At 70.2% G+C, this 21246-nt stretch carries 21 protein-coding genes; 5 read left to right on the top strand and 16 right to left on the bottom strand.

Going from position 1 to position 21246, the window contains the following annotated elements; genetic code table 11:
• Nucleotides 1-14: 14 nt before the first annotated feature.
• Genes H030_RS0113730 through H030_RS0113715 form a run of 4 tightly spaced genes read right to left on the bottom strand, consistent with a single transcriptional unit; the run spans nt 15 to nt 5559 of the window.
• Nucleotides 15-1304 carry a UDP-glucose dehydrogenase family protein gene (locus H030_RS0113730; RefSeq protein ID WP_035127663.1) on the bottom strand — a complete coding sequence of 430 codons (1290 nt, stop codon included), beginning with the start codon at nt 1302-1304 and terminating at the stop codon, nt 15-17.
• A 24-nt stretch (nt 1305-1328) separates the two neighbouring features.
• Nucleotides 1329-2840 (bottom strand): LCP family protein, encoded by a 1512-nt coding sequence (locus H030_RS37065; protein ID WP_051222650.1) that lies wholly within the window; start codon nt 2838-2840, stop codon nt 1329-1331.
• Nucleotides 2837-4420, bottom strand: a complete 1584-nt coding sequence (locus tag H030_RS0113720; RefSeq protein WP_027006528.1) for an LCP family protein — start codon at nt 4418-4420, stop codon at nt 2837-2839. Before H030_RS0113720 ends, H030_RS37065 begins: the two co-directional genes overlap by 4 nt.
• The gene (locus tag H030_RS0113715) at nt 4417-5559 is read right to left on the bottom strand and encodes a M20 family metallopeptidase (protein ID WP_027006527.1); all 1143 of its coding nucleotides are present in this window, start codon (nt 5557-5559) and stop codon (nt 4417-4419) included. Before H030_RS0113715 ends, H030_RS0113720 begins: the two co-directional genes overlap by 4 nt.
• 170 nt (nt 5560-5729) lie before the next feature.
• Between H030_RS0113715 and H030_RS0113710 the strand changes: the two genes are divergently transcribed.
• The 3 genes from H030_RS0113710 to H030_RS0113700 all read left to right on the top strand — a co-directional run bounded on the left by H030_RS0113710 (nt 5730) and on the right by H030_RS0113700 (nt 9422).
• Nucleotides 5730-6044, top strand: a complete 315-nt coding sequence (locus H030_RS0113710; protein ID WP_027006526.1) for a hypothetical protein — start codon at nt 5730-5732, stop codon at nt 6042-6044.
• A 95-nt stretch (nt 6045-6139) separates the two neighbouring features.
• A complete protein-coding gene (locus tag H030_RS32025) occupies nt 6140-6745 on the top strand; it encodes a transposase (RefSeq protein WP_051222648.1) in 606 nt (201 codons plus the stop codon).
• Nucleotides 6746-6833: 88 nt separating this feature from the next.
• Nucleotides 6834-9422: an OmpA family protein gene (locus H030_RS0113700; protein WP_155892036.1), complete on the top strand. Its 2589-nt coding sequence runs from the start codon at nt 6834-6836 to the stop codon at nt 9420-9422.
• A 103-nt stretch (nt 9423-9525) separates the two neighbouring features.
• On the opposite strand, the gene H030_RS0113695 is transcribed toward H030_RS0113700, so the two are convergent.
• The 12 genes from H030_RS0113695 to H030_RS0113640 all read right to left on the bottom strand — a co-directional run bounded on the left by H030_RS0113695 (nt 9526) and on the right by H030_RS0113640 (nt 18293).
• Nucleotides 9526-9822, bottom strand: coding sequence for a hypothetical protein (locus H030_RS0113695; protein ID WP_027006524.1), 297 nt, complete (start codon nt 9820-9822; stop codon nt 9526-9528).
• Nucleotides 9823-10090: 268 nt separating this feature from the next.
• On the bottom strand, nt 10091-10516 hold the full coding sequence (gene atpC, locus H030_RS32020) for an ATP synthase F1 subunit epsilon (RefSeq protein ID WP_051222646.1): 426 nt from the start codon (nt 10514-10516) through the stop codon (nt 10091-10093).
• A 6-nt stretch (nt 10517-10522) separates the two neighbouring features.
• Nucleotides 10523-11995, bottom strand: coding sequence for a F0F1 ATP synthase subunit beta (gene atpD, locus H030_RS0113685; protein WP_051222644.1), 1473 nt, complete (start codon nt 11993-11995; stop codon nt 10523-10525).
• 45 nt (nt 11996-12040) lie between these two features.
• A complete protein-coding gene (atpG, locus tag H030_RS0113680) occupies nt 12041-12946 on the bottom strand; it encodes an ATP synthase F1 subunit gamma (RefSeq protein WP_027006522.1) in 906 nt (301 codons plus the stop codon).
• 3 nt (nt 12947-12949) lie between these two features.
• Entirely contained in the window at nt 12950-14572 is a 1623-nt protein-coding gene (gene atpA, locus H030_RS32015) for a F0F1 ATP synthase subunit alpha (protein ID WP_035127660.1), read from the bottom strand.
• Between the two features lie 52 nt (nt 14573-14624).
• A complete protein-coding gene (gene atpH / locus H030_RS0113670; RefSeq protein ID WP_027006521.1) occupies nt 14625-15155 on the bottom strand; it encodes an ATP synthase F1 subunit delta in 531 nt (176 codons plus the stop codon).
• Entirely contained in the window at nt 15156-15731 is a 576-nt protein-coding gene (gene atpF, locus H030_RS0113665; protein WP_027006520.1) for a F0F1 ATP synthase subunit B, read from the bottom strand.
• A gap of 6 nt (nt 15732-15737) precedes the next feature.
• A complete protein-coding gene (atpE, locus tag H030_RS0113660) occupies nt 15738-16028 on the bottom strand; it encodes an ATP synthase F0 subunit C (RefSeq protein WP_081690805.1) in 291 nt (96 codons plus the stop codon).
• Between the two features lie 15 nt (nt 16029-16043).
• Complete coding sequence (atpB, locus tag H030_RS0113655; RefSeq protein WP_155892035.1) at nt 16044-16937, bottom strand: F0F1 ATP synthase subunit A; 894 nt, start codon at nt 16935-16937, stop codon at nt 16044-16046.
• Complete coding sequence (locus H030_RS0113650; protein WP_027006517.1) at nt 16937-17314, bottom strand: hypothetical protein; 378 nt, start codon at nt 17312-17314, stop codon at nt 16937-16939. The genes atpB and H030_RS0113650 overlap by 1 nt, the downstream gene beginning before the upstream one ends.
• Nucleotides 17315-17323: 9 nt before the next feature.
• Nucleotides 17324-17539 (bottom strand): hypothetical protein, encoded by a 216-nt coding sequence (locus H030_RS0113645; protein ID WP_027006516.1) that lies wholly within the window; start codon nt 17537-17539, stop codon nt 17324-17326.
• 232 nt (nt 17540-17771) lie between these two features.
• Nucleotides 17772-18293, bottom strand: a complete 522-nt coding sequence (locus tag H030_RS0113640; protein ID WP_027006515.1) for a VOC family protein — start codon at nt 18291-18293, stop codon at nt 17772-17774.
• Between the two features lie 63 nt (nt 18294-18356).
• Between H030_RS0113640 and H030_RS0113635 the strand changes: the two genes are divergently transcribed.
• Nucleotides 18357-20600, top strand: coding sequence for a heavy metal translocating P-type ATPase (locus H030_RS0113635; RefSeq protein WP_051222642.1), 2244 nt, complete (start codon nt 18357-18359; stop codon nt 20598-20600).
• Entirely contained in the window at nt 20597-21244 is a 648-nt protein-coding gene (locus tag H030_RS0113630; RefSeq protein ID WP_027006513.1) for a class I SAM-dependent methyltransferase, read from the top strand. Before H030_RS0113635 ends, H030_RS0113630 begins: the two co-directional genes overlap by 4 nt.
• Nucleotides 21245-21246: the final 2 nt, after the last annotated feature.

The following is a 21246-nucleotide window of genomic DNA, read 5'->3' as shown; positions in this document are numbered from 1 at the left end:
GCGCGGCCGTACCCTCAGTGACCGCGTCCGACGCCCTCGTACACCAGTCCTGCGGCGCGCACGGCGTCGGGGTCGAGCGCGTTGCGCCCGTCGATCAGCAGGTCGCCCTTCATCTTGCTCGCCACCGCGGCGAAGTCGAGCTCCTTGAACTCGTCCCACTCGGTGACCAGCACGACCGCGTCGGCGCCGTCGACCACGCCGAGCGCGCCGTCGGCGAACTCGATGTTGGTGATGAGCTTGCGGGCCTCCTCCTCGGCGATCGGGTCGTAGGCCACGACCTGGGCGCCCGCGGCCTGCAGGCGCGCGGAGAGGACCAGCGAGGTCGCCTCGCGCATGTCGTCGGTGTTCGGCTTGAACGCCAGGCCGAGCAGGCCGACGCGCTTGCCGATCAGCGAGCCGAGGTGCTTCTCGAGCTTGCCCATGACGCGGCGCTTCTGCAGCTCGTTGACCTCGATGACCGAGTTCAGGAGCTGGAAGTGGTAGCCCGAGTTGCCCGCCAGCTGCTTGAGCGCGGTGACGTCCTTCGGGAAGCACGAGCCGCCGAAGCCGAGGCCGGCCTGCAGGAACTTCGGGCCGATGCGGTCGTCCAGGCCCATGCCCTTGGCGACCTCGACGACGTCGGCGCCGGTCGCCTCGCAGACGTTGGCGATCTCGTTGATGAACGAGATCTTCGTCGCCAGGAACGCGTTGGACGCGTGCTTGATCATCTCGGCCGAGTTGATGTCGGTCCGGACCAGCGGGGCGTCGAGCGGCGAGTAGAGCTGCGCCACCGCGTCGCCGGCCCAGTCGCCGTCGTCGCCGATGACGACGCGGTCGGGCTGCAGGAAGTCCTTGACCGCCGAGCCCTCCTTGAGGAACTCGGGGCAGGAGACGTAGGAGAACTTGTCCTTGCCCGACTCCTTGAACAGGCGCTTGATCGAGTCGCCCGTCCCGGCCGGGACCGTCGACTTCATCACCAGCGCGTGGTGGTCGGACTCGGGCATCGAGGCCACGACGGCGTGCACCGCGGAGAGGTCCGCGTCGCCGGAGTACGTGGGCGGGGTGCCGACCGCGACGAACAGCAGGCGCGCATGCTCCAGCGCGTCGCCGATGTCCGTCGAGAAGTGCATCCGCGACTTGTTCTTCTCGATCAGCTCGGTCAGGCCGGGCTCGTAGATCGGGATGACCCCGTTCTTGAGGCCTTCGATCTTGGACTCGTCGATGTCGATGCAGTAGACATCGCTTCCGAGCTCGGCGAAGCCGGCGGCCGTGACGAGGCCGACGTATCCGGTGCCGATGACGCCAATGGGTTCACGCTCTGCCATGAAGCGGAGCAGGCTAGCGGAGCGTCAGCGGATGCGGCCGACTGACCGGGCGAGCGCCAGCATCTGCCTGTTGCCCAGCGACGACGACAGCGTGTTCGAGACCCAGTAGACGTTGCTGCCGTTGCGCCACGCGACGAGGCGCAGCTTGCTGCCGTCGTAGAAGAGGTCGAACTTGCGACCGCCCATCCTGATGCTCTCCGACGGGTCGTCGAGGATCGGCGGGCCCTTCCAGTTCATGCCCTGGACGCCGTAGTACTGGCCGAGGTCGTCGGTCTTGAAGACCATCCGGTAGGCGCGGTACTTGTGGCCGTTGCGGTCGTAGATGTCGTAGGCGCGGCTGTGGTCGGTCAGCAGCTGCGCGCCGGCGATCGCGGCCTTCGGGTAGTAGACGGCGAACGGCAGCTTCAGCGCCAGGCGCACCGCCTCGTCCTCGCCGCCGGTGCCGGCCTTGATCATCCCGGGCGGGAGCGCGGCGGCCGACGACGACCTCCTGGACTTCCTCTTGGTCTTCCTGTCGGAGTCCGAGGCGGTCCTGGGCTTGGCGACCGGCGTCGCGTTCATGAACTGCTGGACGACGCTGGTCAGGTGCTGCTGCGTGGCGGTCACGTAGTCGCCCGTGATGTCGCCGGGGAACCTGATCTCCTTGACCGGGTTCTTGGCCGACTCGACCGCGAGCTTGAGCAGCCGCAGGATCGCGCTCTGGGACCTGATGTCGGTCTGCGTGTAGCGGCCGAAGATCTTCAGCAGCGCCTTGCGGTCGCTGAACAGCTTGCCGACGCCGATCTGCGCCTTGGCGTCGGTCAGGAACTGCTGCTGACGCGCGGCGCGCACGAGGTCGGTGTCGAAGTGGCGGTAGCGGACGAAGTCCAGCGCGTTCTGGCCGCAGAGCTTCTGGTAGCCGGCCTTGACGTCGATCGTCGCGTAGTCGCCGCCGCCGCCGAACGGCGGGCTGTTGTCGTTGAAGTAGCGGCGGTCGACGTCGGTGTAGACGCAGCCGAGGCGGTCGACCGCGCGGCGGAAGCCGCCGAAGTTGATGTTGACCACGTGCGTGATCGGGATGTGCAGCAGGTTCTTGATCGTCTTGATCGAGAGCGCCGGGCCGCCGATCGCGTAGGCCGCGTTGATCTTGTCGTTGCCGTGGCCCGGGATGTTGACCTTGAGGTCGCGCGGGATCGACATGACCGACGTCGCGCCCTTGGACGGGTCCAGGCGCAGCAGGATGATCGTGTCCGACCGGACCGGGTTCCTGGCCTTGATGTCGACGAACCGCTGGTCGGAGCCGAGCAGCAGGATCGTCTGCGGGCCGCCGGAGTCGACGTTGTCCAGCGCGCCGGGAACGTCCTTGCCCAGGCCGGCGCCGCCCTTCGAGCCCTGCAGGAAGAGGTTGGCGTCGTCCTTGACCTCCAGCAGCGCGGCGGTCGCGACGGTCCCGGCGGAGGCGAGCACGAGCACGAGCGCTCCCAGCAGGAAGCGCTTGTACATCCCGAACGCGAGGCGCGGCGGGCGATCGGGGTTCTGAAGGTTCTTGTTCCTCACGAGGTGCCCATGTGCGTCAGCGATGCGGCGATGCCGAGCATCTGCGCGTTGGTCAGGTTCGCCGTCAGCGAGTTCGAGACCCAGTACACGGCGTTCTTGCGCTTCCAGGCGACGTAGCGCAGCCGGTTGCCCGCCTTGAAGAGGAGCAGCCTGCGCCCGTGGATGGTCACGCTCGACGTCGGATTGGCCAGCAGCGGCGGGTTCATCCAGTTCGTGCCCTGCACACCGTAGTAGCTCCCCTCCGCCTGGTTGTCGAGGACGACGAGGCGGTAGGCCCTGTGCGGCTTGCCGGCGCGGTCGCGCAGCGTGTAGACGCGCGGGCTCGGGTCGACGAGCGAGCCGTCGTTGACGGTGCTCGCGTAGCGGCCGGTGGGCGTGAGCTGGGCCGGGAAGTAGAGGCGGAAGCCGAGGCGGTGCGACTGGACGGTGCTGCGCACGAGCGAGCGGCCGGTCGAGGTCGAGGCGACGAGCTTGGCGTTCCTGATCCGCGCGTTGGCGGCCTTGCGCGCGGCGGCGGCGGAGACCTTCTTCTTCCTGGCGGTCCTGGACCTCTTCTTGACCTCGGGCGAGGCGTGGAAGAACTCGTTGCGCAGCCTGGTCAGCGTGGCCGAGCTGGCCTCGACGTACTCGCCCGTCGTGGAGTCGCCCGAGTAGACCGGCGGGAACTTGATCTGGGAGACCGGGTGGCCGGCGCTGAAGATCGCGAGCTTGGCGAGCTTGATGACGCCCTTGACCGAACGCAGGTCCGAGTCGGTCTGCGTGCTCCTCTCCATGATCTTGATCAGCTTGTCGCGGTCGCCGATCAGCGCCGACTCGCTGATCTGGTCCTTGGCCGCGCGCAGGAAGTCCTGCTGGCGGGCGGCGCGGACGAGGTCGGAGTCCTCGTGGCGGAAGCGCACGTAGTCGAGCGCGCGCTGGCCGCAGAGCTGCTGGTAACCGGGCCTGATGTTGATCTCCGCGTAGTGCTGGGAGACCGGAAGGCCGAGGTTGGAGTGGTAGTAGCGCCGGTCGACGTCGCCGTAGACGCACCCGAGCTCGTCGACGACCTTCCGGAACCCGGAGAAGTTGACGTTGATGATGTGGTTGATCTTGAAGTCCTGGCCGAACAGCGTCTTGATCGTCTCGGCTGTCAGGTCCGCCCCGCCGAGGCTGTAGGCGGCGTTGATCTTGTTGATGCCGTAGCCGGGGATCAGGACCTTGAGGTCGCGCGGGATCGACAGCACCGCGGTCGCCTGCTGGTGCGGGTCCATCCGGATCAGCAGGATCGTGTCGCTGCGCGCGGGGTTGGACTTGGACAGGCCCGGGTTGTTCTTCTTGAGGTCGCTCCAGCGGCGGTCGGAGCCGAGGATCAGGATCGTCTGCGGCTTGCCGGGCCTGGCCGGCGTGATCGTCCTGGGCCTGGTCCTGATCGGCTCCGGAGCGCCGGGGGGCGCCTCGATGATGTCCTTGATCTTCAGCAGCGACGCGGTCGCGGTCGCACCCGCGGTCAGGAGCACGATCGCGAAGAGGGAGCCGAACGCCCGCAGGAGGAAGCGCAGCCCCTCGCGTGGGGGCCGTTCCTCCTTCGGGAGGCGTGTCACGCGAGTCCGCCTTCGACGGCGCGGAGATCCGGGCCCGCGTCAGGCCCTTCGCGCTCCAGCCAGGCGGGCAGGAGCTGCACGAAGTCGGTGAGCGCGCGGCGGTAGCGCGCGAGGGAGGAGATCGAGACCCACTCGTCCGGGCCGTGGTGGCCGGCGCCGACGGGGCCGAACTCGACGGCGGGGATGCCGGCGTTCAGGAACGCGATCGCGTCGGAGGCGCCGTCGCGGCCGACGCTCATGGCCTCGCCCTCGATCGAGCGGCCGATGCCGTCGCGCAGGGCGCGGACGTAGGGGTTCCTGCGCGACACGACCGCGGGTGCGCGCGTGAAGCACTTCAGCACTTCGACGTCCGGGATCGCGCGGATCTGGGACAGGATGTCGCCGGCGTCCTGCGTGGGCAGGAAGCGGATGTCGACGTCCATCGTGCAGCGGTCGGGGACCTTGTTGAAGGCGTCGCCGCCCTCGATGCGGGCGAGGTTGATCGACGGGCGGTCGAAGAGGTCGCTGCTCTCGCGCGAGAACGGGAGCGTCTCGATCCGGCGGAACGCGTCGTGGGCCTTGAGGATCGCGTTGTCGCCGAGCCACGGCGTGGAGCCGTGGGCCGCGCGGCCGTGGACCGCGACGCGGACGGCCAGGACGCCCTTGGCCTGGACGCCGATGTGCAGGTCGGTCGGCTCGCCGGTGATCGCGAAGTGGCCGCTGTAGCCGCCGCCGACGATCGCGTCGATCGAGCGCGACGAGACGTCGTCGGACTCCTCGTCCGGGACGCAGACGAAGCGGACGCGGACGTCGGGGTTGTCCGCCACGTCCTTGACCGCGCACATCATCGCGGCGAGCGCGCCCTTCATGTCGTAGGCGCCGCGGCCGATGAGCCGGTCGCCCTCGATCCGGGGCTCGAACTGGTGGGCGTAGGCGGGGACGACGTCCAGATGGCCATGCAAGATGACCGTCGGCGGGGCCTCGGAGTTGCGGGCGCCGACGTCGACCATCACGACGGGCAGCCCGTCGTGGTCGTAGCTCTTGACCTCCAGCTCGCGCGACTCCAGCCAACCCTTGACGAAGCCGGCTGCCGCGCGGAGGCCGTCGAGCGTGGACGTGTCATAGGTGATCAGCCGCTCGGCCAGGACGCGTTCGTCCATCCGGTCCAGGGTACCGACCGCGCCCGTCGCTCCCGCCGCTGCATGTTCGCGGCGTTCCTGAATCCGGCGCGACGTGCAGGGACTTCGATGCACCGGTGGGTAGTTCGTCACTTGTCGATCTCCCGTCCATTTCGCCACAAGTTCTGTCGTCCGCTTCCGTTCACGTGGGCATGGCTGGGGATGCACAGACGCAGGGGCTCGAGATGTGCGAGGCGTGCCACCGCCCGTTCGTGGTTCCGGTGGCGCTGCTCGACATGGTCGACGAAGGCCTGTACCTACTCGCGCTGCACTGCAAGAACTGCGACACGCTGACGACCGGCATCGTCGAGGACGAGGCGCTCGAAGCGATGGAGCACGCCAACGACGCGGCGGTCGAGGAGATGGAATCCGCGCTGGAGATCGTCTCGATCGCCCGCTTCATCGACGAGCTGGGCAACTTCACGGCGGCACTGGAGACCAACTCCGTGCTGCCGGAGGACTTCTAGCCGCACGCGCGCGGGACTCCGCCCGCGCGCGTGGGCCCGCCCACCGCCGCCGCTCCGGGGGGGCGAGTTTCCGGCCGTCCAGCCCTAGAGGGGGCATGGACCACATCCACCACCTCGTCGGCCGCGCCGCCAACGGCGTGCGGCTCTTCACCGACGACGCCGACCGCCGCAGCTACCTGGAGTCGCTCGGCGGCGTGACCGAGCGCTACGGCTGGCGCCTCCTGGCGTACTGCTTGATGCGCAACCACACGCACCTGCTCGTCGAGGCCCCGCGCACCGAGGTCCGCGTGGGGCAACGCCGCCTCCGCCAGGCCCACGCGCACGCGCTCGGCGTGCGCCACGGCGTGTCCGACGCCGTCTGGCAGACGGGTCACCGCGCCGTCCGGATCCGCAACGAGCAGCAGCTCTGGGCGGTCGCCGCGTACATCGCGTCCAACCCGGTGGACGCCGGCCTCTGCCTCGACGCGGCCCGCTACCGCTGGAGCAGCCACGCCGCGACGATCGGCGCGGCGCCCGCCCCACCCTGGCTCGCCTCCGCGGATCTCCTCACCCTCCTCTGCGGTTCCTCCGACGCCACCGCCCGCCGCCGCTACGCCCTCTACGTCGCCGAACGCGGCCGCCGCCGCAGGCCCGAACCCGAGGACTACGGCATCCCCGCAACCGCGGTCGCCGCCCACCACACGGCTGAGCCATGCGGCTGAGCCGTTCGGCTCAGCCGGCTAAGCCGCAAACGTCACTGAACCGACGGTGCGCGGCAAGTCCCGGCCTCAGGCGCCGACCAGCGAGGTCATGCACACCATCGTTCCTCGGCGCGCCGGCCGTGTCCTGGCCCTCGCAGGCGCCGCGCTGGCCGTCGCCCCGGCCGCTGCGCAGGCCGTCGACCTCAGCTACACGAACCCCGCTGGGATCTACACGGTCACCGCCAGCGACACCGGGAACTTCGCCGCCAGGACCGGCCCGAACCACCCCAATGGCGCCGGTCTGCTGCTGACCTTCACGCAGGGCGGCCGCAGCCTCCTCTACAACTACACGAGCGGGACCTACTACCCGTTCGCGCAGCTGACCACGAACAGGGCCACGCTGTCCAACATCACCGGCGGCGTCCGCGCCAGCGGTGACGTCAACAACGCCTCGTCCGGCGGCACCGACCAGCTGCACATCGACGAGGACCTGACGGTCGGCGGCACGACCGTCGACAACTCCGCGATCTTCATCAAGCTCAAGGTGCGCAACGACGGCGCCTCCGCCGTCGACCTCGGCGCGCGCATGGCCGTCGACTTCAAGCTCGCCAACGACGACGGGCCCGCGTTCACGCCCGAGGGCGGCTCGGCCCTCACGACCGCCACGCGCTACACGAACCCGGCGTTCGACTACTTCTACTTGAACGACAACAACGGCACGAACCCGTCGATCCCGACCGCGCCGACCCTGCGCGCCACCTGGACCGCCGGCGTCGCGGGCATCGGGACCACCGCGCCGGACATCCTCGAGATGGCCGACTACGGCGTGAAGGCCAACCAGCCGCTCGTCCCGACGCTGCCGCTCGCGTCGGCCAGGATCAACGCGGACAACGAGGTCCGCTGGATCTGGGGCACCGACAACTCCAACGCCCGCCACGTCGCGCCCGGCCAGACCGCGACGTTCGCGATCGCGACCTCGATGGGCTCGCTGAACCCGTCCGCGCCGACCAACACGACGCCGCCGGCCATCACCGGCACCCCGACCGTCGGCCAGACCCTGACCGCCGACAACGGCGCCTGGTCGGACACCACCGGCCTGACGCAGTACACGTACCAGTGGTACCGCTGCGACGCCCAGGGCGCGAACTGCGCCGCCGTCAACGGCGCGACGAGCGACACCTACAACCTGACGGCCGGCGACCTCGGCTCGACGATGCGCGTCGACGTCCAGGCCTCCGGCTCGGCCGGCGCGGTCGCCTCGCAGGTGACCAGCGCCGTCGCCGCGCCGGACACCACGGCACCGCTCGCTCCGACGCTGACCGGCACCCCGGCCACGACGACCGGCGTCAACACCGCGCAGGTCGACTTCACCGGCGCCGAGGCCGGCGGCACGTTCGAGTGCCGCGTCGACGGTGGCAGCTGGGCCACGTGCACCTCGCCCTTCGTCACCGGCACCCTGCTCGACGGCCAGCACACGGTCGACGTCCACCAGATCGACGACGCCGGCAACGTCGGCGCCGACGCCACGGCCACGTTCACGGTCGACACGACCCTGCCGGCCGCCCCGGCGATCACCGCCCGGCCGGCCGACCCCGACACCTCGACCACCGGCACCTTCCAGTTCACCGGCGAGAACGGCGCGACGTTCGAGTACCAGCTCGACGGCGGCGCCTGGGCGACGACGACCTCGCCGCTGGCGCTCTCCGGCCTCGGCCTCGGGCGGCACACCGTGAAGCTGCGCCAGACCGACGCCGCCGGCAACGTCGGCCCGGAGACGTCCACCACCTGGACCGTCGCCGGCCCCATCGCACCGCCCGTCCCGACGACGCCCGCCACCACCACCACGACGACGACGGCGACCCCGACCACCACGACGACCGCCACCACCCCGGTCGCCACCACGACGACGACCGCCGCGCCGCTGAACCAGGCTCCGACGACGCCGTCGATCGAGAAGGCCGTCAAGCCGAAGTTCACCGCGGTGATCGGCGGGACCGACAACCGCGGATCGACGACCGCCGGCGGGGCCAACGGCACCACGACGGTCACCGTCCAGAACCGCGGCGTCGACGTCGGCTGCGCGATGACCGGCGTCGCCCTGCAGTCCTGCCAGGTCGACCTGTACGCCATGGTCGGCACCGACGGCAAGGCCGTCACCGCCGCGGCGCGCCGCGTCCTGGTCGGCACCGGGCTCGTCAGGGCCGACGCCAAGACCGCCAAGCTGAGGGTCCGCGTCGTCCTCAACGGCACCGGCCGGGACCTGCTGCGCCGCAGCAAGACCGGCTTCAAGGTCAAGGTCGCGATCAGCGGCAAGCCGGACTCCGGCGCCGCCCTCAAGGCCGAGGGTGCCGCCCGCCTGGTCGCCGAGCACACGACGTTCGTGCTGGCCGGCTTCGGCGAGCGCCGCGCGACGCTGCCGGCCAACGTCCGCCGCCAGCTGGCCCGCATCGTCGGCCTCACGGCCGGCGGCGCGTCGGTCCGGATCGTCGGCCACACCGACAACACCTCCAACAACGGGCGCTACCTGCGCAAGCTCGGCCTCCGCCGCGCGACCGCCGCCGAGCGCTTCCTGGCCGCCCGCGGGGCGAAGGCCAGCTACCAGCTCGGGACGCGCGGCGACACGCAGCCGCGTGCGACGAACCAGACGACGACCGGCCGCTGGCTCAACCGCCGCATCGTCGTCGAGGTCGTCCGCTAGCGCGGCGACCTCCGCAGGGGACACCACAGCACGACGAAGGGCCGGCGCGTTCGCCGGCCCTTCGTCGTTCAGGCAGGCGTGATGCAGCCGAGCGCCAGGGTGGTCAGCAGGTGAGCGCCGGCGCCGGGTCGAGCGGCAGCTCCATCACATGCACGCCGCCGAGGGCGTACCGCACGCGGATCGTCTCGATGCGGCCGGAGGTCCCGCGGCGGCAACCGGCGCGCGAGCACAACGGCGGCGACGCGACACCAACCACCCCAACAACGGCGCCGAACAACGCCGCCGCCAACGCCCCGAAGATCCCTCCGAGCAACGTCAGGAAGAACACCCGCCAGAACCCCGGCCGCCTCGACCCCATCCGCTCGGCCACCCCGGCATTCCGTGCCGTCAGCTCCGTCACGCAGCACACCTTACCGGTCGACCACCTCGCGCGAACACCCGTTGACCGGTCCCGGCGCCCGGCGGGATGAACGGCGCCGGCCGCGCGAAGGTCGATGCGTGCGGGGCGCCTCGTCGTCGCGACCACCCGCACCGGCCCGCCCTACGCCCCCGACGCCACCCTCCCGAAGCACCCGTCCGCTCCCTGCAACTGACCCGCCCGCAGAACGACGAAGGGCCGGCGCGATCGCCGGCCCTTCGGAAGCTGCGTGGTGCGGCGAGCCGCGGAGCTAGTGCTCCGGCGTGCCGCCTTCGGCCATCCGCAGGAAGGCCTCGGTGCGGCGCCTGTCGCGGGCGGCGACGCGGGCGGCTTCGGTGCCTTCCTCGGCCTGCTCGAGCTCGCGCTCGGCGGTGGCCAGCTTGTCGCGGAGCGTGCCGACGTCGAGGGACGACGGGTCGGTCGCCTCCTCGACGAGGATCAGCACGCGGCCGTCGGCGACCTGGACGTAGCCCTCGCCCTGGGCGAGCCGGACGACGTCCGACTCGCTCTTGTACAGGCGCAGCTCCGTCGGCTCCAACATCCCCAACAACGGGGTGTGGTTGGCCAGGATGCCGATCGAGCCCACCGACGTGCGGGTCGAGACCATCTCGACCTCGTCGTTGAAGACCTCGCCGTCGGGCGTCAGGACCTCAGCGGTGAACGTGGTGCGAGCCACAGTCGCCTACTTGTTGCCCTTGGCCGCCGCGACGACGTCGTCGATCGTGCCCTTGAGCAGGAACGCCGACTCCGGCAGGTCGTCGTGGTCGCCGTTCAGGATCTCCTGGAACGAGCGGATCGTCTCGGCGATCGGGACGTACGCGCCCGGCGTGCCGGTGAACTGCTCGGCGACGTTGAACGGCTGCGACAGGAAGCGCTCGATCTTACGGGCGCGCTGCACGGTGACCTTGTCCTCGTCGGAGAGCTCGTCGATGCCGAGGATCGCGATGATGTCCTGCAGCTCCTTGTAGCGCTGCAGGATCGACTTGACCTGGTTGGCGACCGTGTAGTGCTCCTCGCCGAGGATGTCCGGCTTGAGGATCGTGGACGTCGAGTCCAGCGGGTCGACCGCCGGGTAGATGCCCTTCTCGGCGATGCCACGCGACAGCGTCGTCGTGGCGTTGAGGTGCGCGAACACCGAGGCCGGAGCCGGGTCGGTGAGGTCGTCCGCCGGGACGTAGATCGCCTGGACCGAGGTGACCGAGCCCTGGCGCGTCGAGGTGATGCGCTCCTGCAGCTGGCCCATCTCGGACTCCAGCGTCGGCTGGTAGCCGACCTGCGACGGCATGCGGCCCAGAAGCGCGGAGACCTCGGAGCCGGCCTGCACGAACCGGAAGATGTTGTCGATGAACAACAGCACGTCCTGGCCCTGGTCGCGGAAGTACTCCGCCATCGTCAGGCCGGTCAGCGCGACGCGCATACGCGCGCCGGGCGGCTCGTTCATCTGGCCGAAGACCATCATGGTCTTGTCGATGACGCCGGACTCCGTCATCTCCAGCCACAGGTCGTTGCCCTCGCGGGAACGCTCACCGACGCCGCAGAAGGCCGACAGGCCGCCGTGCTCGGACGCCAGGTTGTGGATCAGCTCCTGGATCAGGACCGTCTTGCCCACGCCGGCGCCGCCGAACAGGCCGACCTTGCCGCCCTTGGCGTACGGGGCGAGCAGGTCGATGACCTTGATGCCCGTCTCGAACATCTCGGTCGTCGGGGTCAGGTCCTCGACCGTCGGAGCCGGGCGGTGGATGCCCCAACGCTCCTTGGTCCTGACCTCTTCCTTCTGGTCGATGACGTCGCCGAGGACGTTGAAGATGCGGCCGAGCGTCTCCTCGCCGACCGGCACGGCGATCGGGCCGCCGGTGTCCTCGATCTCCAACCCACGGGCGAGGCCGTCGGTGGTGTCCATGGCGACCGCGCGGACGCGGTCGTCGCCGAGGTGCTGCTGCACCTCGCAGACGAGCCACTCTGCGCCGGCCTCACCGGACACGCCCTCCTCGGCCTTCGCGGCCTCGGGGAGCTTGACGCGGATCGCGTTGTAGATGTTCGGGAGCTTGTCGGGGAAGACGGCCTCGATGACGACGCCCTGGATCTCCTCGATCCGGCCGACGTTCTTCGCGCCCGTCTCCGCGCCCGTCGGGCGCTCGGTGGTGCTGGCTTCCATGGTCTCTAAATCTCCTGGAACGTTCTAAGTCTCTAAACGGGCTGGTTACGTCAGCGCCTCGGCGCCGCCGACGACTTCCATGATCTCCTGCGTGATCTCGGCCTGCCGGGCGCGGTTCATCTCGAGCGTCAGGTCCTCGATGACGTCCCCGGCGTTCTCGGAGGCGCTCCGCATCGCGGTCATGCGCGCGCCGTGCTCCGAGGCGGTCGACTCCAGGAGCGCGCGGAAGATCGAGATCTCCACGTAGTCCGGGACCAACCGCTCGAGGATCACCGCGGGATCGGGCTCGTACTCGACCAGCGCGTGGTGGCCGGTCTCGCCCTCCGAGCCCTCGGTGTCACGCTCGTTGCCCTCGAGGATCGTGGCCTGCTGCAGCGGCAGCAGCGTCTCGCGACGCACCTCCTGCACCAGCGGCGACACGTAGCCGTTGTAGAAGATCTCGACGCGGTCGACCTTGCCGTCGATGTAGGCCGCCATCAGCGACTCGGCGACCTCACGCGCGTTGGCGTAGGCCGGGCGGTCGGTGAAGCCGGTGAACGCGCCCTCGGGATCACGGCCGCGGAAGGTCAACGACGAGACGCCGCGGCGACCGGTGGCCGAGAAGACGACCTCCTTGCCCTGGTCCTCGTACTCGGCCGCGGCACGGATTCCCGCGCGGATGATCTGCGAGTTGAACGCACCCGCGAGACCACGGTCGGCGGTCACCAGCAGCAGCGCGACGCGCTCTTCGCGCTCGTGCTCCTTGAGGATCGGCAGCGAGCCGATCTCCCCGCCCGCGGCCTCGGCCGCCTGCCGCGTCATGCGGCGGATGGCCCCGGCGTACGGGCGCAGGTGCTCGATGCGCTGCTCCGCACGACGCAGGCGGGCGGCGGCGACCATCTCCATCGCCCGCGTGATCTTGCGGATGTTCTGGACCGAGGCGATCCGGTTCTTGACGTCGCGCTGCGACATGCGTTAGGCGGCTGCCCCGGCCGGCTCGGCCTCGGTGGCCTCGTCGTCCGACTTGGACTCGCGGGTCTTGACGCGATCGCTCTCGCCCTCGGAGATCGGCTGGCCCTCTTCGTCGAGGTCGTAGCCGAAGTCGTCGGCGTAGGTCGAGATCAGGTCCTTCAGCGCGGCCTGCGTCTCGTCGCTCCAGTCGCCGCCGGCGATCTTGTCGAGCAGGTCCTGGTTCTCGGCCTTGGCGCGCTGCGTCAGGCCGTCCAGGAACTCGCCGATGCGATCGACGTCGATGCGGTCCACGAAGCCGTTGGTGGCGGCGTAGACCTGCGCGACCTGGATGCCGACCGGCAGCGGCTCGCGCTCGTTCTGGTTCAGCGTGCGCACGAGGCGCGCGCCGCGAGCGAGCGTGCGCTGCGTGTCGGGGTCGAGGTCGGAGCCGAACTGCGCGAACGCCTCGAGGTCGCGGTACTGCGACAGCTCGATCTTCAGGCGGCCGGCGACCTTCTTCATCGGGCTGATCTGCGCGTTGCCGCCGACGCGCGACACCGAGATGCCGACGTTGATGGCCGGGCGCACGCCCGAGTTGAACAGCTTCGGCTCCAGGAAGATCTGGCCGTCGGTGATCGAGATGACGTTCGTCGGGATGTAGGCCGACACGTCGCCGGCCTGCGTCTCGATGATCGGCAGCGCGGTCATCGAGCCGCCGCCGAGGTCGTCGCTCAGCTTCACCGCGCGCTCCAGCAGGCGGGAGTGCAGGTAGAAGACGTCGCCCGGGTACGCCTCGCGGCCCGGCGGACGGCGCAGCAGCAGCGACATCTGGCGGTAGGCGAACGCGTGCTTGGTGAGGTCGTCGTACGTGACGACGGCGTGGCCGCCCTTGTACAGGAAGTACTCGGCCATCGCGGCGCCGGCGTACGGCGCCAGGAACTTGATCGGCGCGGCCTCGTCGGCGGCCGCGGCGACGATGATCGTCTTCTCGAGCGCGCCGTGCTCGGCGAGCGTCTCGGCGATGCCGACGACGGTCGCCATGCGCTGGCCGATCGCGACGTAGACGAAGACGAGGTCCGAGTCCTTGTTGTTGATGATCGTGTCGATCGCGATCGCCGTCTTGCCGGACTGGCGGTCGCCGATGATCAGCTCACGCTGGCCACGGCCGATCGGGATCATCGAGTCGACGGCCTTCAGGCCGGTCTGCATCGGCTGCGTGACCGGCTGGCGCTGGACGACGCCCGGGGCCTTGAACTCGGCCGGGCGGCGCTCGGCGATCTCGATGTCGCCCTTGCCGTCCAGCGGGATGCCGAGCGGGGAGACGATGCGGCCGAGCATGCCGTCGCCGACCGGGATGTCGAGCAGGCGGCCGGTGCGCTTGACCGTGTCGCCCTCGACGATCTTCTCCCACGGGCCGAACAGCACGGCGCCGACGTTGTCGGACTCGAGGTTGAGCGCGAGGCCGGTGACGCCGTGCGGGAGGTCGAGCGTCTCGAACGACATGCAGTTCTCGAGCCCGTGGATGCGGGCGATGCCGTCCGCGACCGACAGGACGGTGCCGACCTCGGTCAGCTCGGCTTGCCCCTGGTCGAGGCCCTCGATGCGGGACTTCAGGATGGAGGTGATCTCGTCGGGCTTGATCTGCATGCGGTTCAGGTTCCTTGGAAAGGGGTGAGAGCTCGGGGCTTCGCCTATGAGGCTAGGCCTGCGCGACGCTGCGGCGCAGGTTCTCGAGGCGGTTGCGGATGGAGGCGTCCAGGATGGAGTTGCCGACGCGGACGATCAGCCCGCCCAGCACGTCGGGATCGACGTTGGCGGTCAGCTCGATCTGCTGACCGGTCTGCTTGCCGATGGCGTCGCCGATCGACTTCACCGTCGCCTCGTCCAACGCCACCGCGGAGGTGACGGTGACCGGGAGGCGCTTGTTCTCCTGCTCCCACAGCACGTCGTACTCACGACGCACGCGGAAGACGACGGGCATGCGGTGGTTCTCGATCAGGAGCGCCAGGAAGTTGCCGATGACCTCATCGGCACCTTCCAGGAGCTTGCCCAGGCCGTCCTTCTTCTCCGTGGTGGAGAAGTAGGGGCTGAAGAAGTAGATCGACAGCTCGCGGTTGCCGTCGAGGGCATCGGCGAACTGGCCGAGCTGCTCCTTGATGACGTCGAGCTTGCTCTGCTCCTTGGCGACCTCGAACAGCGACCGCGCGTAGACCTGGGCGATCTCCTCCATCTAGCGGCGCTCCCCCAGAGCGGTGAAGTCCAGCTCCGACAGCGCCTCTTCGACGAGGCGACGCTGGTCGTCCTCGTTGAGCGTCTTGCGGGTGACGCGCTCGGTCGCCGCGACCGTGAGGTCGGCGACTTCCTTGCGGATCTCCTGCAGGGCGCGAGCGGTCTCGGCCTGGATGTCCTTGCGTGCCTGCGCCAGCTGCTCCTCGCGGAGGCCCTTGGCCTCTTCGAGGGCCTGGCGCTCGGCGGCCTCGCCGTTCTTACGGGCGCGGGCGACGATCTCCTCGGCCTGCACGCGCGCCTCCTTGAGGCGCTCGCGGTACTCGGCGAGGATCTCGTCGGCCTCCGCCTTGACGCGGTTGGCCGAGTCGATGGACTCCTCGATCATGTGCTGGCGCTTCTCGAGCGCAGCCTGGATCGGTGGGAACGCGTACTTCCTCAGCAGGAAGAGCGTCACGAAGAAGACCGCCAACGTCCAGATCATCAGCCCGATGTCCGGGCTGACGAGGAAGTTGGAGGACTTGTCCTTCGCGGCGTCCTCCGCTGCGAGCGGAAGCGCGGTGATGATGCCGTTCAGCATCAGGACCTAGCCGAGGAAGAAGGCGATGAGGCCGAAGATGAAGGCGTAGAAGACGATCGCCTCGGTCAGTGCGAAGCCCAGCCACTGGATCGAGGTGATCTCGTCACGCATCTCCGGCTGACGGGTGACCGACTCGATGACCTTGCCGAAGATGTAGCCGACGCCGACGCCCGGGCCGATGGTGCCGAGACCGGCGCCGATGCCCAACGCGATCGCCTTGCCGGCCTTGCGGCCGTACTCCTGCGGATCAGCGGCCTGAGCCAGGGTGGTCACCTGGTTGATGACTGACAGGTCCACGGTGTGTCTCCTTGGTTAGTGCTCGGCGGCGACGGCGCCGCCGAGGTAGATCGCGGTAAGGGTGGCGAAGATGAACGCCTGGAGCGTTGCGACCAGGGCCACTTCGAAGATGAAGAACGCGACGGCCATCGTCCCGGTCACCAGACCGAGCACGACCGAGCCGAAGATCGAGAGGTTCAGCAGCACGACCAGGCCGCCACCCATGAAGAGGATCAGGAGGTGGCCGGCGAGGATGTTCGCGAAGAGACGAACGGAGAGGCTGACGAGCCGGACGAAGTGCGAGATGACCTCGATCAGGAAGATCGGGCCGGCGGCGGCGCCCTCGACGCCCGCGGGCACCCAGGACTTCAGGTAGCCGACGAAGCCCTTGGCCCGGACGCCCTCGACGTGGTAGCTGACCCAGACGACGAGCGTCAGGACGAGTGGCACGGAGATGTTGGCGGTGGCCGCGAACAGCGCGAAGGCCGGGATGTGCACGCCGAAGATGTCGATCTTCTCCTGGCTCGTCGGCAGCGGCAGGTAGCCGAGCATGTTCGAGAACCAGATGAAGAGGAACAGGGCGCCGATGAAGGGGAACCACTTCAGCGCCATCGCCTCGTCCATGTTGCCGCGCGTGATGTTGTCGCGCATGAGGCCGTAGGCGAGCTCGACGACGGTCTGGACCTTGTTCGGCCGCTCCTGCATGCGCTTGGCGATGTAGATCATCGTGAAGCAGGTCAGCGCGGCGGCGAGGACGACGTAGAGGACGGCCTTGTTGATGGAGAAGATCCCGAGCGGGATCCACTTCTTCAGCTCGAACTCGTCCTGCGGGCGGTAGTCGTCGTTGATGTTCAACGCGAACGCGCCTGCCGGCGAAGCGAGCAGGACGACCAGCGGCGTCAGGAGGATGGCGAAGCGCTTGGGCATCATCAAGAAGGGAGCTCTCGGTGGTTCTCGAACGGGCGGGCGATCAGGTTCACGGTGAAGTACGCCGTGAACAGGACGACGACGAGCACGGCGGCGGCAAGCCCGACTGCGTCATCGCTTCCGGCGATCAGGTACGCGGCGAAGATCGTAAGGGCTACGAGCCATCCGCGTCCGATCATCGACGCGGCCGTCAGACCGACGACGGTCCTCGGGTCGTCCGAGGCGGCGGCGCGCTTGGACGTGTAGTCGTTGATCAGGCGCTGGGCGACCCAGGCGATCGCGGCGGCGAGCCAGCCGCCGAGCGGCCAGCCGGCGACGATGAAGATCGGCAGCGCGATCGCCAAGATGATGAGGTCGAGGTAGCGGATGGCAGCGGGCATGGGCTCGACCTAGGCGCCGGGGCGGCGCAGCGGGCCGCGCGCCGCCTCGGGGCAGGGGCGCGCGTGGCGGATGGACGTGATCGAGCGCCCGGTGCCCGCGACGGTCGCGGCGGCGCACGCCGCGCGCTGGGCGCGGCGGACGTCACGCAGGGCGAGGCGGCGCAGCCGGAACTGGCGGCGCTTGGCGTCGTCGGCGAAGGGGTCGCGGTCGAAGTTCTCGTTCATGGGTGTCAGGGCGCGCAGTGGCGGACCTGCTCGATGCTGGCACGCCCGCCGCGAAACTGCGTTGCGGGCGACCCTTCCGGAAGCGGGGACAAGTGCTTCCTTGGCGGCAAGCCGGAGACTACCGAAGTCGCGGACTTTGTAACAACTTCGTGACAGTCGGCGCTAACGGTCTGACGCGCGCGTGGGTAATAAGGGCAGGCAGCCTGTATTGCGATCGTGTTGGGGTTCGAGCCTAGTTGGAGGAACCCGGAGCCTCGCGACGGAGGTCGTCGAGGTCGAGGTCGCCGAACGTCATCGCGAGCGCGCCGACCCCGTCGCGGGGCCATTCGGCGCGCGGCCGGTCCCACGCCAGCTCGAGGTCGTTGCCGTCCGGGTCAGAGATGTAGAGCGCCAGGTGCGTGCCGTGGTCGGAGGCCTGGCGGATCGGGTGGTCGACCGCCTCCAGGCGGCGCAGCGCGTCGGCCAGCGCGGCCTTGTTGGGGTAGTTGATCGCGACGTGGTGCAGGCCGGTCACGCCGTCGGGCTGCGGCCCGCCGTCCTTGGACTTCCAGGTGTTGAACCCCAAGTGATGGTGGTAGCCCCCGGCCGACACGAAGAGGATGTCACCGGTCGTCCCCCACCCCGGGACGTCGCGCTCCTCGGCGACGACGTCGAAGCCGAGGACGCCGACGTAGAAGTCGCGCACGCGGTCGATGTCGGCGGTGCGCAGGTGGACGTGGCCGATGAAGACGCCGGGATCGATGGGGTCGCTCATGCGCTGCAGCGTACGCGTTCATGGAACCCCCAGGGGGTATCTGCTACGTTGCTCGTACGCGCCATGAACGACCTCGAGATCCCCATCACCGGCATGACCTGCGCGTCGTGCGCCAACCGCGTCGAGAAGTCCCTGAACGGGCTGGAGGGCGTGGTGGCGACCGTCAACTACGCGACCGAGAAGGCGAGCGTCGCGTTCCCGGACGCGGTCGCGCCGGAGCAGCTGGTCGAGGCGGTGAGGGCCGCAGGCTACGACGCCGCGCTGCCCTCGGAGACGGTTGACGGCGGTCCGGGACCGGACCCGGCCGAGGCGCACCTGGCGTCCTTGCGCGAACGGCTGCTGATCTCGGCCGTGCTGTCGCTGCCGGTGTTGTTGTTGTCCATGATCGAGCCGCTGCAGTTCGACGACTGGCAGTGGCTCGCGCTGACGCTCGCCTCGCCGGTCGTCGTCTGGGGCGCGTGGCCGTTCCACCGCGCCGCGTGGGCGAACCTGCGCCACGGCGCCGCGACGATGGACACGCTGATCTCGCTCGGCGTGGGCGCCGCCTACGGGTGGTCGCTGTACGCGCTGTTCCTCGGCGACGCCGGGATGACCGGCATGAGGATGACGCTGTCGCTGGGCGGCGGTGGCGGGCGCGGCGACGAGCTGTACCTGGAGACCGCGGCGGTCGTGACGACGTTCCTGCTCGCCGGGCGCTACTTCGAGGCGCGTGCCAAGCGGCGCGCGGGCGCCGCGCTGGAGGCACTGCTGGCGCTCGGCGCCAAGGACGTCGCGGTGCTCGACGCGACGGGCGCCGAGCGGCGGATCCCGATCGAGCAGCTGGCCGCGGGCGATCGGTTCGTCGTGCGGCCGGGCGAGAAGGTCGCCACCGACGGCGAGGTCGTCGAGGGCCACGGCGCGGTCGACCAGTCGCTGCTGACGGGCGAGTCGGTCCCGGTCGAGAAGGGCCCGGGCGACGCGGTCGCGGGCGCGACGGTCAACGCGGGCGGGCGGCTCGTCGTGCGCGCGACGCGCGTCGGCAGCGACACCGCGCTCGCGCAGATCGCCCGCTTGGTGACGGCCGCGCAGGCCGGCAAGGCGCCGGTCCAGCGGCTCGCCGACCGCGTCTCGGCCGTGTTCGTCCCGGTCGTGATCGCGATCGCCTTGGCGACGTTGTTGGTGCGGTTGCTCGCGGGCGACGCGTCGAGCGCGGCCTTCGCCTCCGCCGTCGCCGTGCTGGTCATCGCGTGCCCGTGCGCGCTGGGCCTGGCGACGCCGACCGCGCTGCTGGTCGGCACCGGCCGCGGCGCGCAGCTGGGGCTGCTGATCAAGGGCCCGGAGGTCCTGGAGTCGACCCGGACGATCGACACCATCATCTTGGACAAGACCGGCACGGTCACCACCGGCCACATGTCCGTCACCGCCGTGCACGGAGACGACCCCACGACGATCCTGCGCCTCGCGGGCGCCGTCGAGGACGCCTCCGAGCACCCGATCGCCCAGGCGGTCGCGACGGCGGCCCGTGCGGCGCAGCCCGCGGGGCTCCCGATGGCCGGCGGCGGCGCGGCGCTCGCGCCCCTCCCCCGCGTCGAGGGCTTCGTCTCGCGCGACGGGCTCGGCGTCGAGGGTGTCGTCGGCGGGCACGGCGTGCAGGTCGGGCGCCCGGCGCTGATGGCCGACTGGGGCCTGCGCGTCCCGGCGCAGCTCGACGCGCAGCGCGCGGAGCTCGAGGGTGCGGGGCAGACCGCGGTGCTGGTCGCTTGGGACGGCGAGGTGCGCGGGGTGATCGGCGTCGCCGACACGATCAAGCCGACGAGCGCCGCGGCGATCGCGCGGCTGCGCGGGCTCGGGCTGACGCCGATCCTGCTGACCGGCGACAACGCGGTCACCGCGCGCACGATCGCCGCCGAGGCGGGCATCGACCAAGTTGTCGCGGAAGTCCTGCCGGCCGAGAAGGCCGACGTCGTCCGCCGGCTGCAGGCCGAGGGCAAGGTGGTGGCGATGGTCGGCGACGGCGTCAACGACGCGCCCGCGCTCGCCGCCGCGGACCTCGGGATCGCGATCGGGACCGGGACCGACGTGGCGATCGAGGCCTCCGACCTGACGCTCGTGAGCGGCGACCTGCGCGGCGCGGCGGACGCGATCCGCCTCTCCCGCGCGACGCTGCGCACGATCCGCCAGAACCTCGGCTGGGCCTTCGGCTACAACGTCGCGGCGATCCCGCTGGCCGTCGCCGGCCTGCTCAGCCCACTGGTCGCCGGCGCCGCGATGGCGTTGTCCTCCATCTCGGTCGTGTTGAACGCTCTGCGTCTGCGTTCGTTCCGATGAGCGAGCGGCAGCGCTACGTTCCCGCCGCGGGCTTCAGGGCGCTCACGAGGTTCTACGACCCGATCCTCGCGCTGACCTCGCGCGAGCAGGCGTTCCGGAGCAGGCTGCTCGCGGCGGTGTCGGCGGGGCTGCCCGACGGCGGCCGCGTGCTCGACGTCGGCTGCGGCACCGGCTCCTTCGCGCTGCTGCTCGCGCAGGCGCGGCCGGACGCGTCGATCCTCGGCCTCGACGGCGACCCCGACGCGCTGGCGATCGCGCGGCGCAAGGCGCCGGGGCTCGACTTCCGCCAGGCCCTCGCCGATGACACCGGCGAGCCGGACCGCAGCGCGGACGCGGTGACGATGTCGCTCGTCCTGCACCACCTCGACGCGGACGGCAAGGCGGCGGCGCTGGGCGAGGCGCGGCGGGTCCTGCGGCCGGGCGGGATGCTCCACGTCGCCGACTGGGGGCCGCCGCAGGATCCCGCGATGCGGGTCGCGTTCACGGTGCTGCAGCTCGTCGACGGGTTCGCGACCACGCGGGACCACGCGGCGGGCAACCTGCCGGGGTTCATCGCGCGCGCCGGCTTCGCGCCCGCGCCCGCCTTCGCCACGCTGCGGACCGCGTTCGGCTCGCTCGAGCTGCGCAGCCACGCCATCCTGTAGGC

The sequence above is a fragment of the Conexibacter woesei Iso977N genome (genome assembly GCF_000424625.1).
Classification (GTDB): Bacteria; Actinomycetota; Thermoleophilia; order Solirubrobacterales; family Solirubrobacteraceae; genus Baekduia; species Baekduia woesei_A.
The sequence above is the reverse complement of the archived record's forward strand: the minus strand, read 5'-3'. Positions and strand labels throughout refer to the sequence as shown.

Excerpts from the sequence above, each read along its gene's own strand:
- H030_RS0113730 (WP_035127663.1), bottom strand. The coding sequence starts at position 1,304 with ATGGCAGAGCGTGAACCCATTGGCGTCATCGGCACCGGATACGTCGGC.
- H030_RS0113715 (WP_027006527.1), bottom strand. The coding sequence starts at position 5,559 with ATGGACGAACGCGTCCTGGCCGAGCGGCTGATCACCTATGACACGTCC.
- H030_RS0113710 (WP_027006526.1), top strand. The coding sequence starts at position 5,730 with ATGGCTGGGGATGCACAGACGCAGGGGCTCGAGATGTGCGAGGCGTGC.
- H030_RS32025 (WP_051222648.1), top strand. The coding sequence starts at position 6,140 with ATGGACCACATCCACCACCTCGTCGGCCGCGCCGCCAACGGCGTGCGG.
- H030_RS0113700 (WP_155892036.1), top strand. The coding sequence starts at position 6,834 with ATGCACACCATCGTTCCTCGGCGCGCCGGCCGTGTCCTGGCCCTCGCA.
- atpD (WP_051222644.1), bottom strand. The coding sequence starts at position 11,995 with ATGGAAGCCAGCACCACCGAGCGCCCGACGGGCGCGGAGACGGGCGCG.
- atpG (WP_027006522.1), bottom strand. The coding sequence starts at position 12,946 with ATGTCGCAGCGCGACGTCAAGAACCGGATCGCCTCGGTCCAGAACATC.
- atpA (WP_035127660.1), bottom strand. The coding sequence starts at position 14,572 with ATGCAGATCAAGCCCGACGAGATCACCTCCATCCTGAAGTCCCGCATC.
- atpH (WP_027006521.1), bottom strand. The coding sequence starts at position 15,155 with ATGGAGGAGATCGCCCAGGTCTACGCGCGGTCGCTGTTCGAGGTCGCC.
- atpF (WP_027006520.1), bottom strand. The coding sequence starts at position 15,731 with ATGCTGAACGGCATCATCACCGCGCTTCCGCTCGCAGCGGAGGACGCC.
- atpB (WP_155892035.1), bottom strand. The coding sequence starts at position 16,937 with ATGATGCCCAAGCGCTTCGCCATCCTCCTGACGCCGCTGGTCGTCCTG.
- H030_RS0113650 (WP_027006517.1), bottom strand. The coding sequence starts at position 17,314 with ATGCCCGCTGCCATCCGCTACCTCGACCTCATCATCTTGGCGATCGCG.
- H030_RS0113645 (WP_027006516.1), bottom strand. The coding sequence starts at position 17,539 with ATGAACGAGAACTTCGACCGCGACCCCTTCGCCGACGACGCCAAGCGC.
- H030_RS0113640 (WP_027006515.1), bottom strand. The coding sequence starts at position 18,293 with ATGAGCGACCCCATCGATCCCGGCGTCTTCATCGGCCACGTCCACCTG.
- H030_RS0113635 (WP_051222642.1), top strand. The coding sequence starts at position 18,357 with ATGAACGACCTCGAGATCCCCATCACCGGCATGACCTGCGCGTCGTGC.
- H030_RS0113630 (WP_027006513.1), top strand. The coding sequence starts at position 20,597 with ATGAGCGAGCGGCAGCGCTACGTTCCCGCCGCGGGCTTCAGGGCGCTC.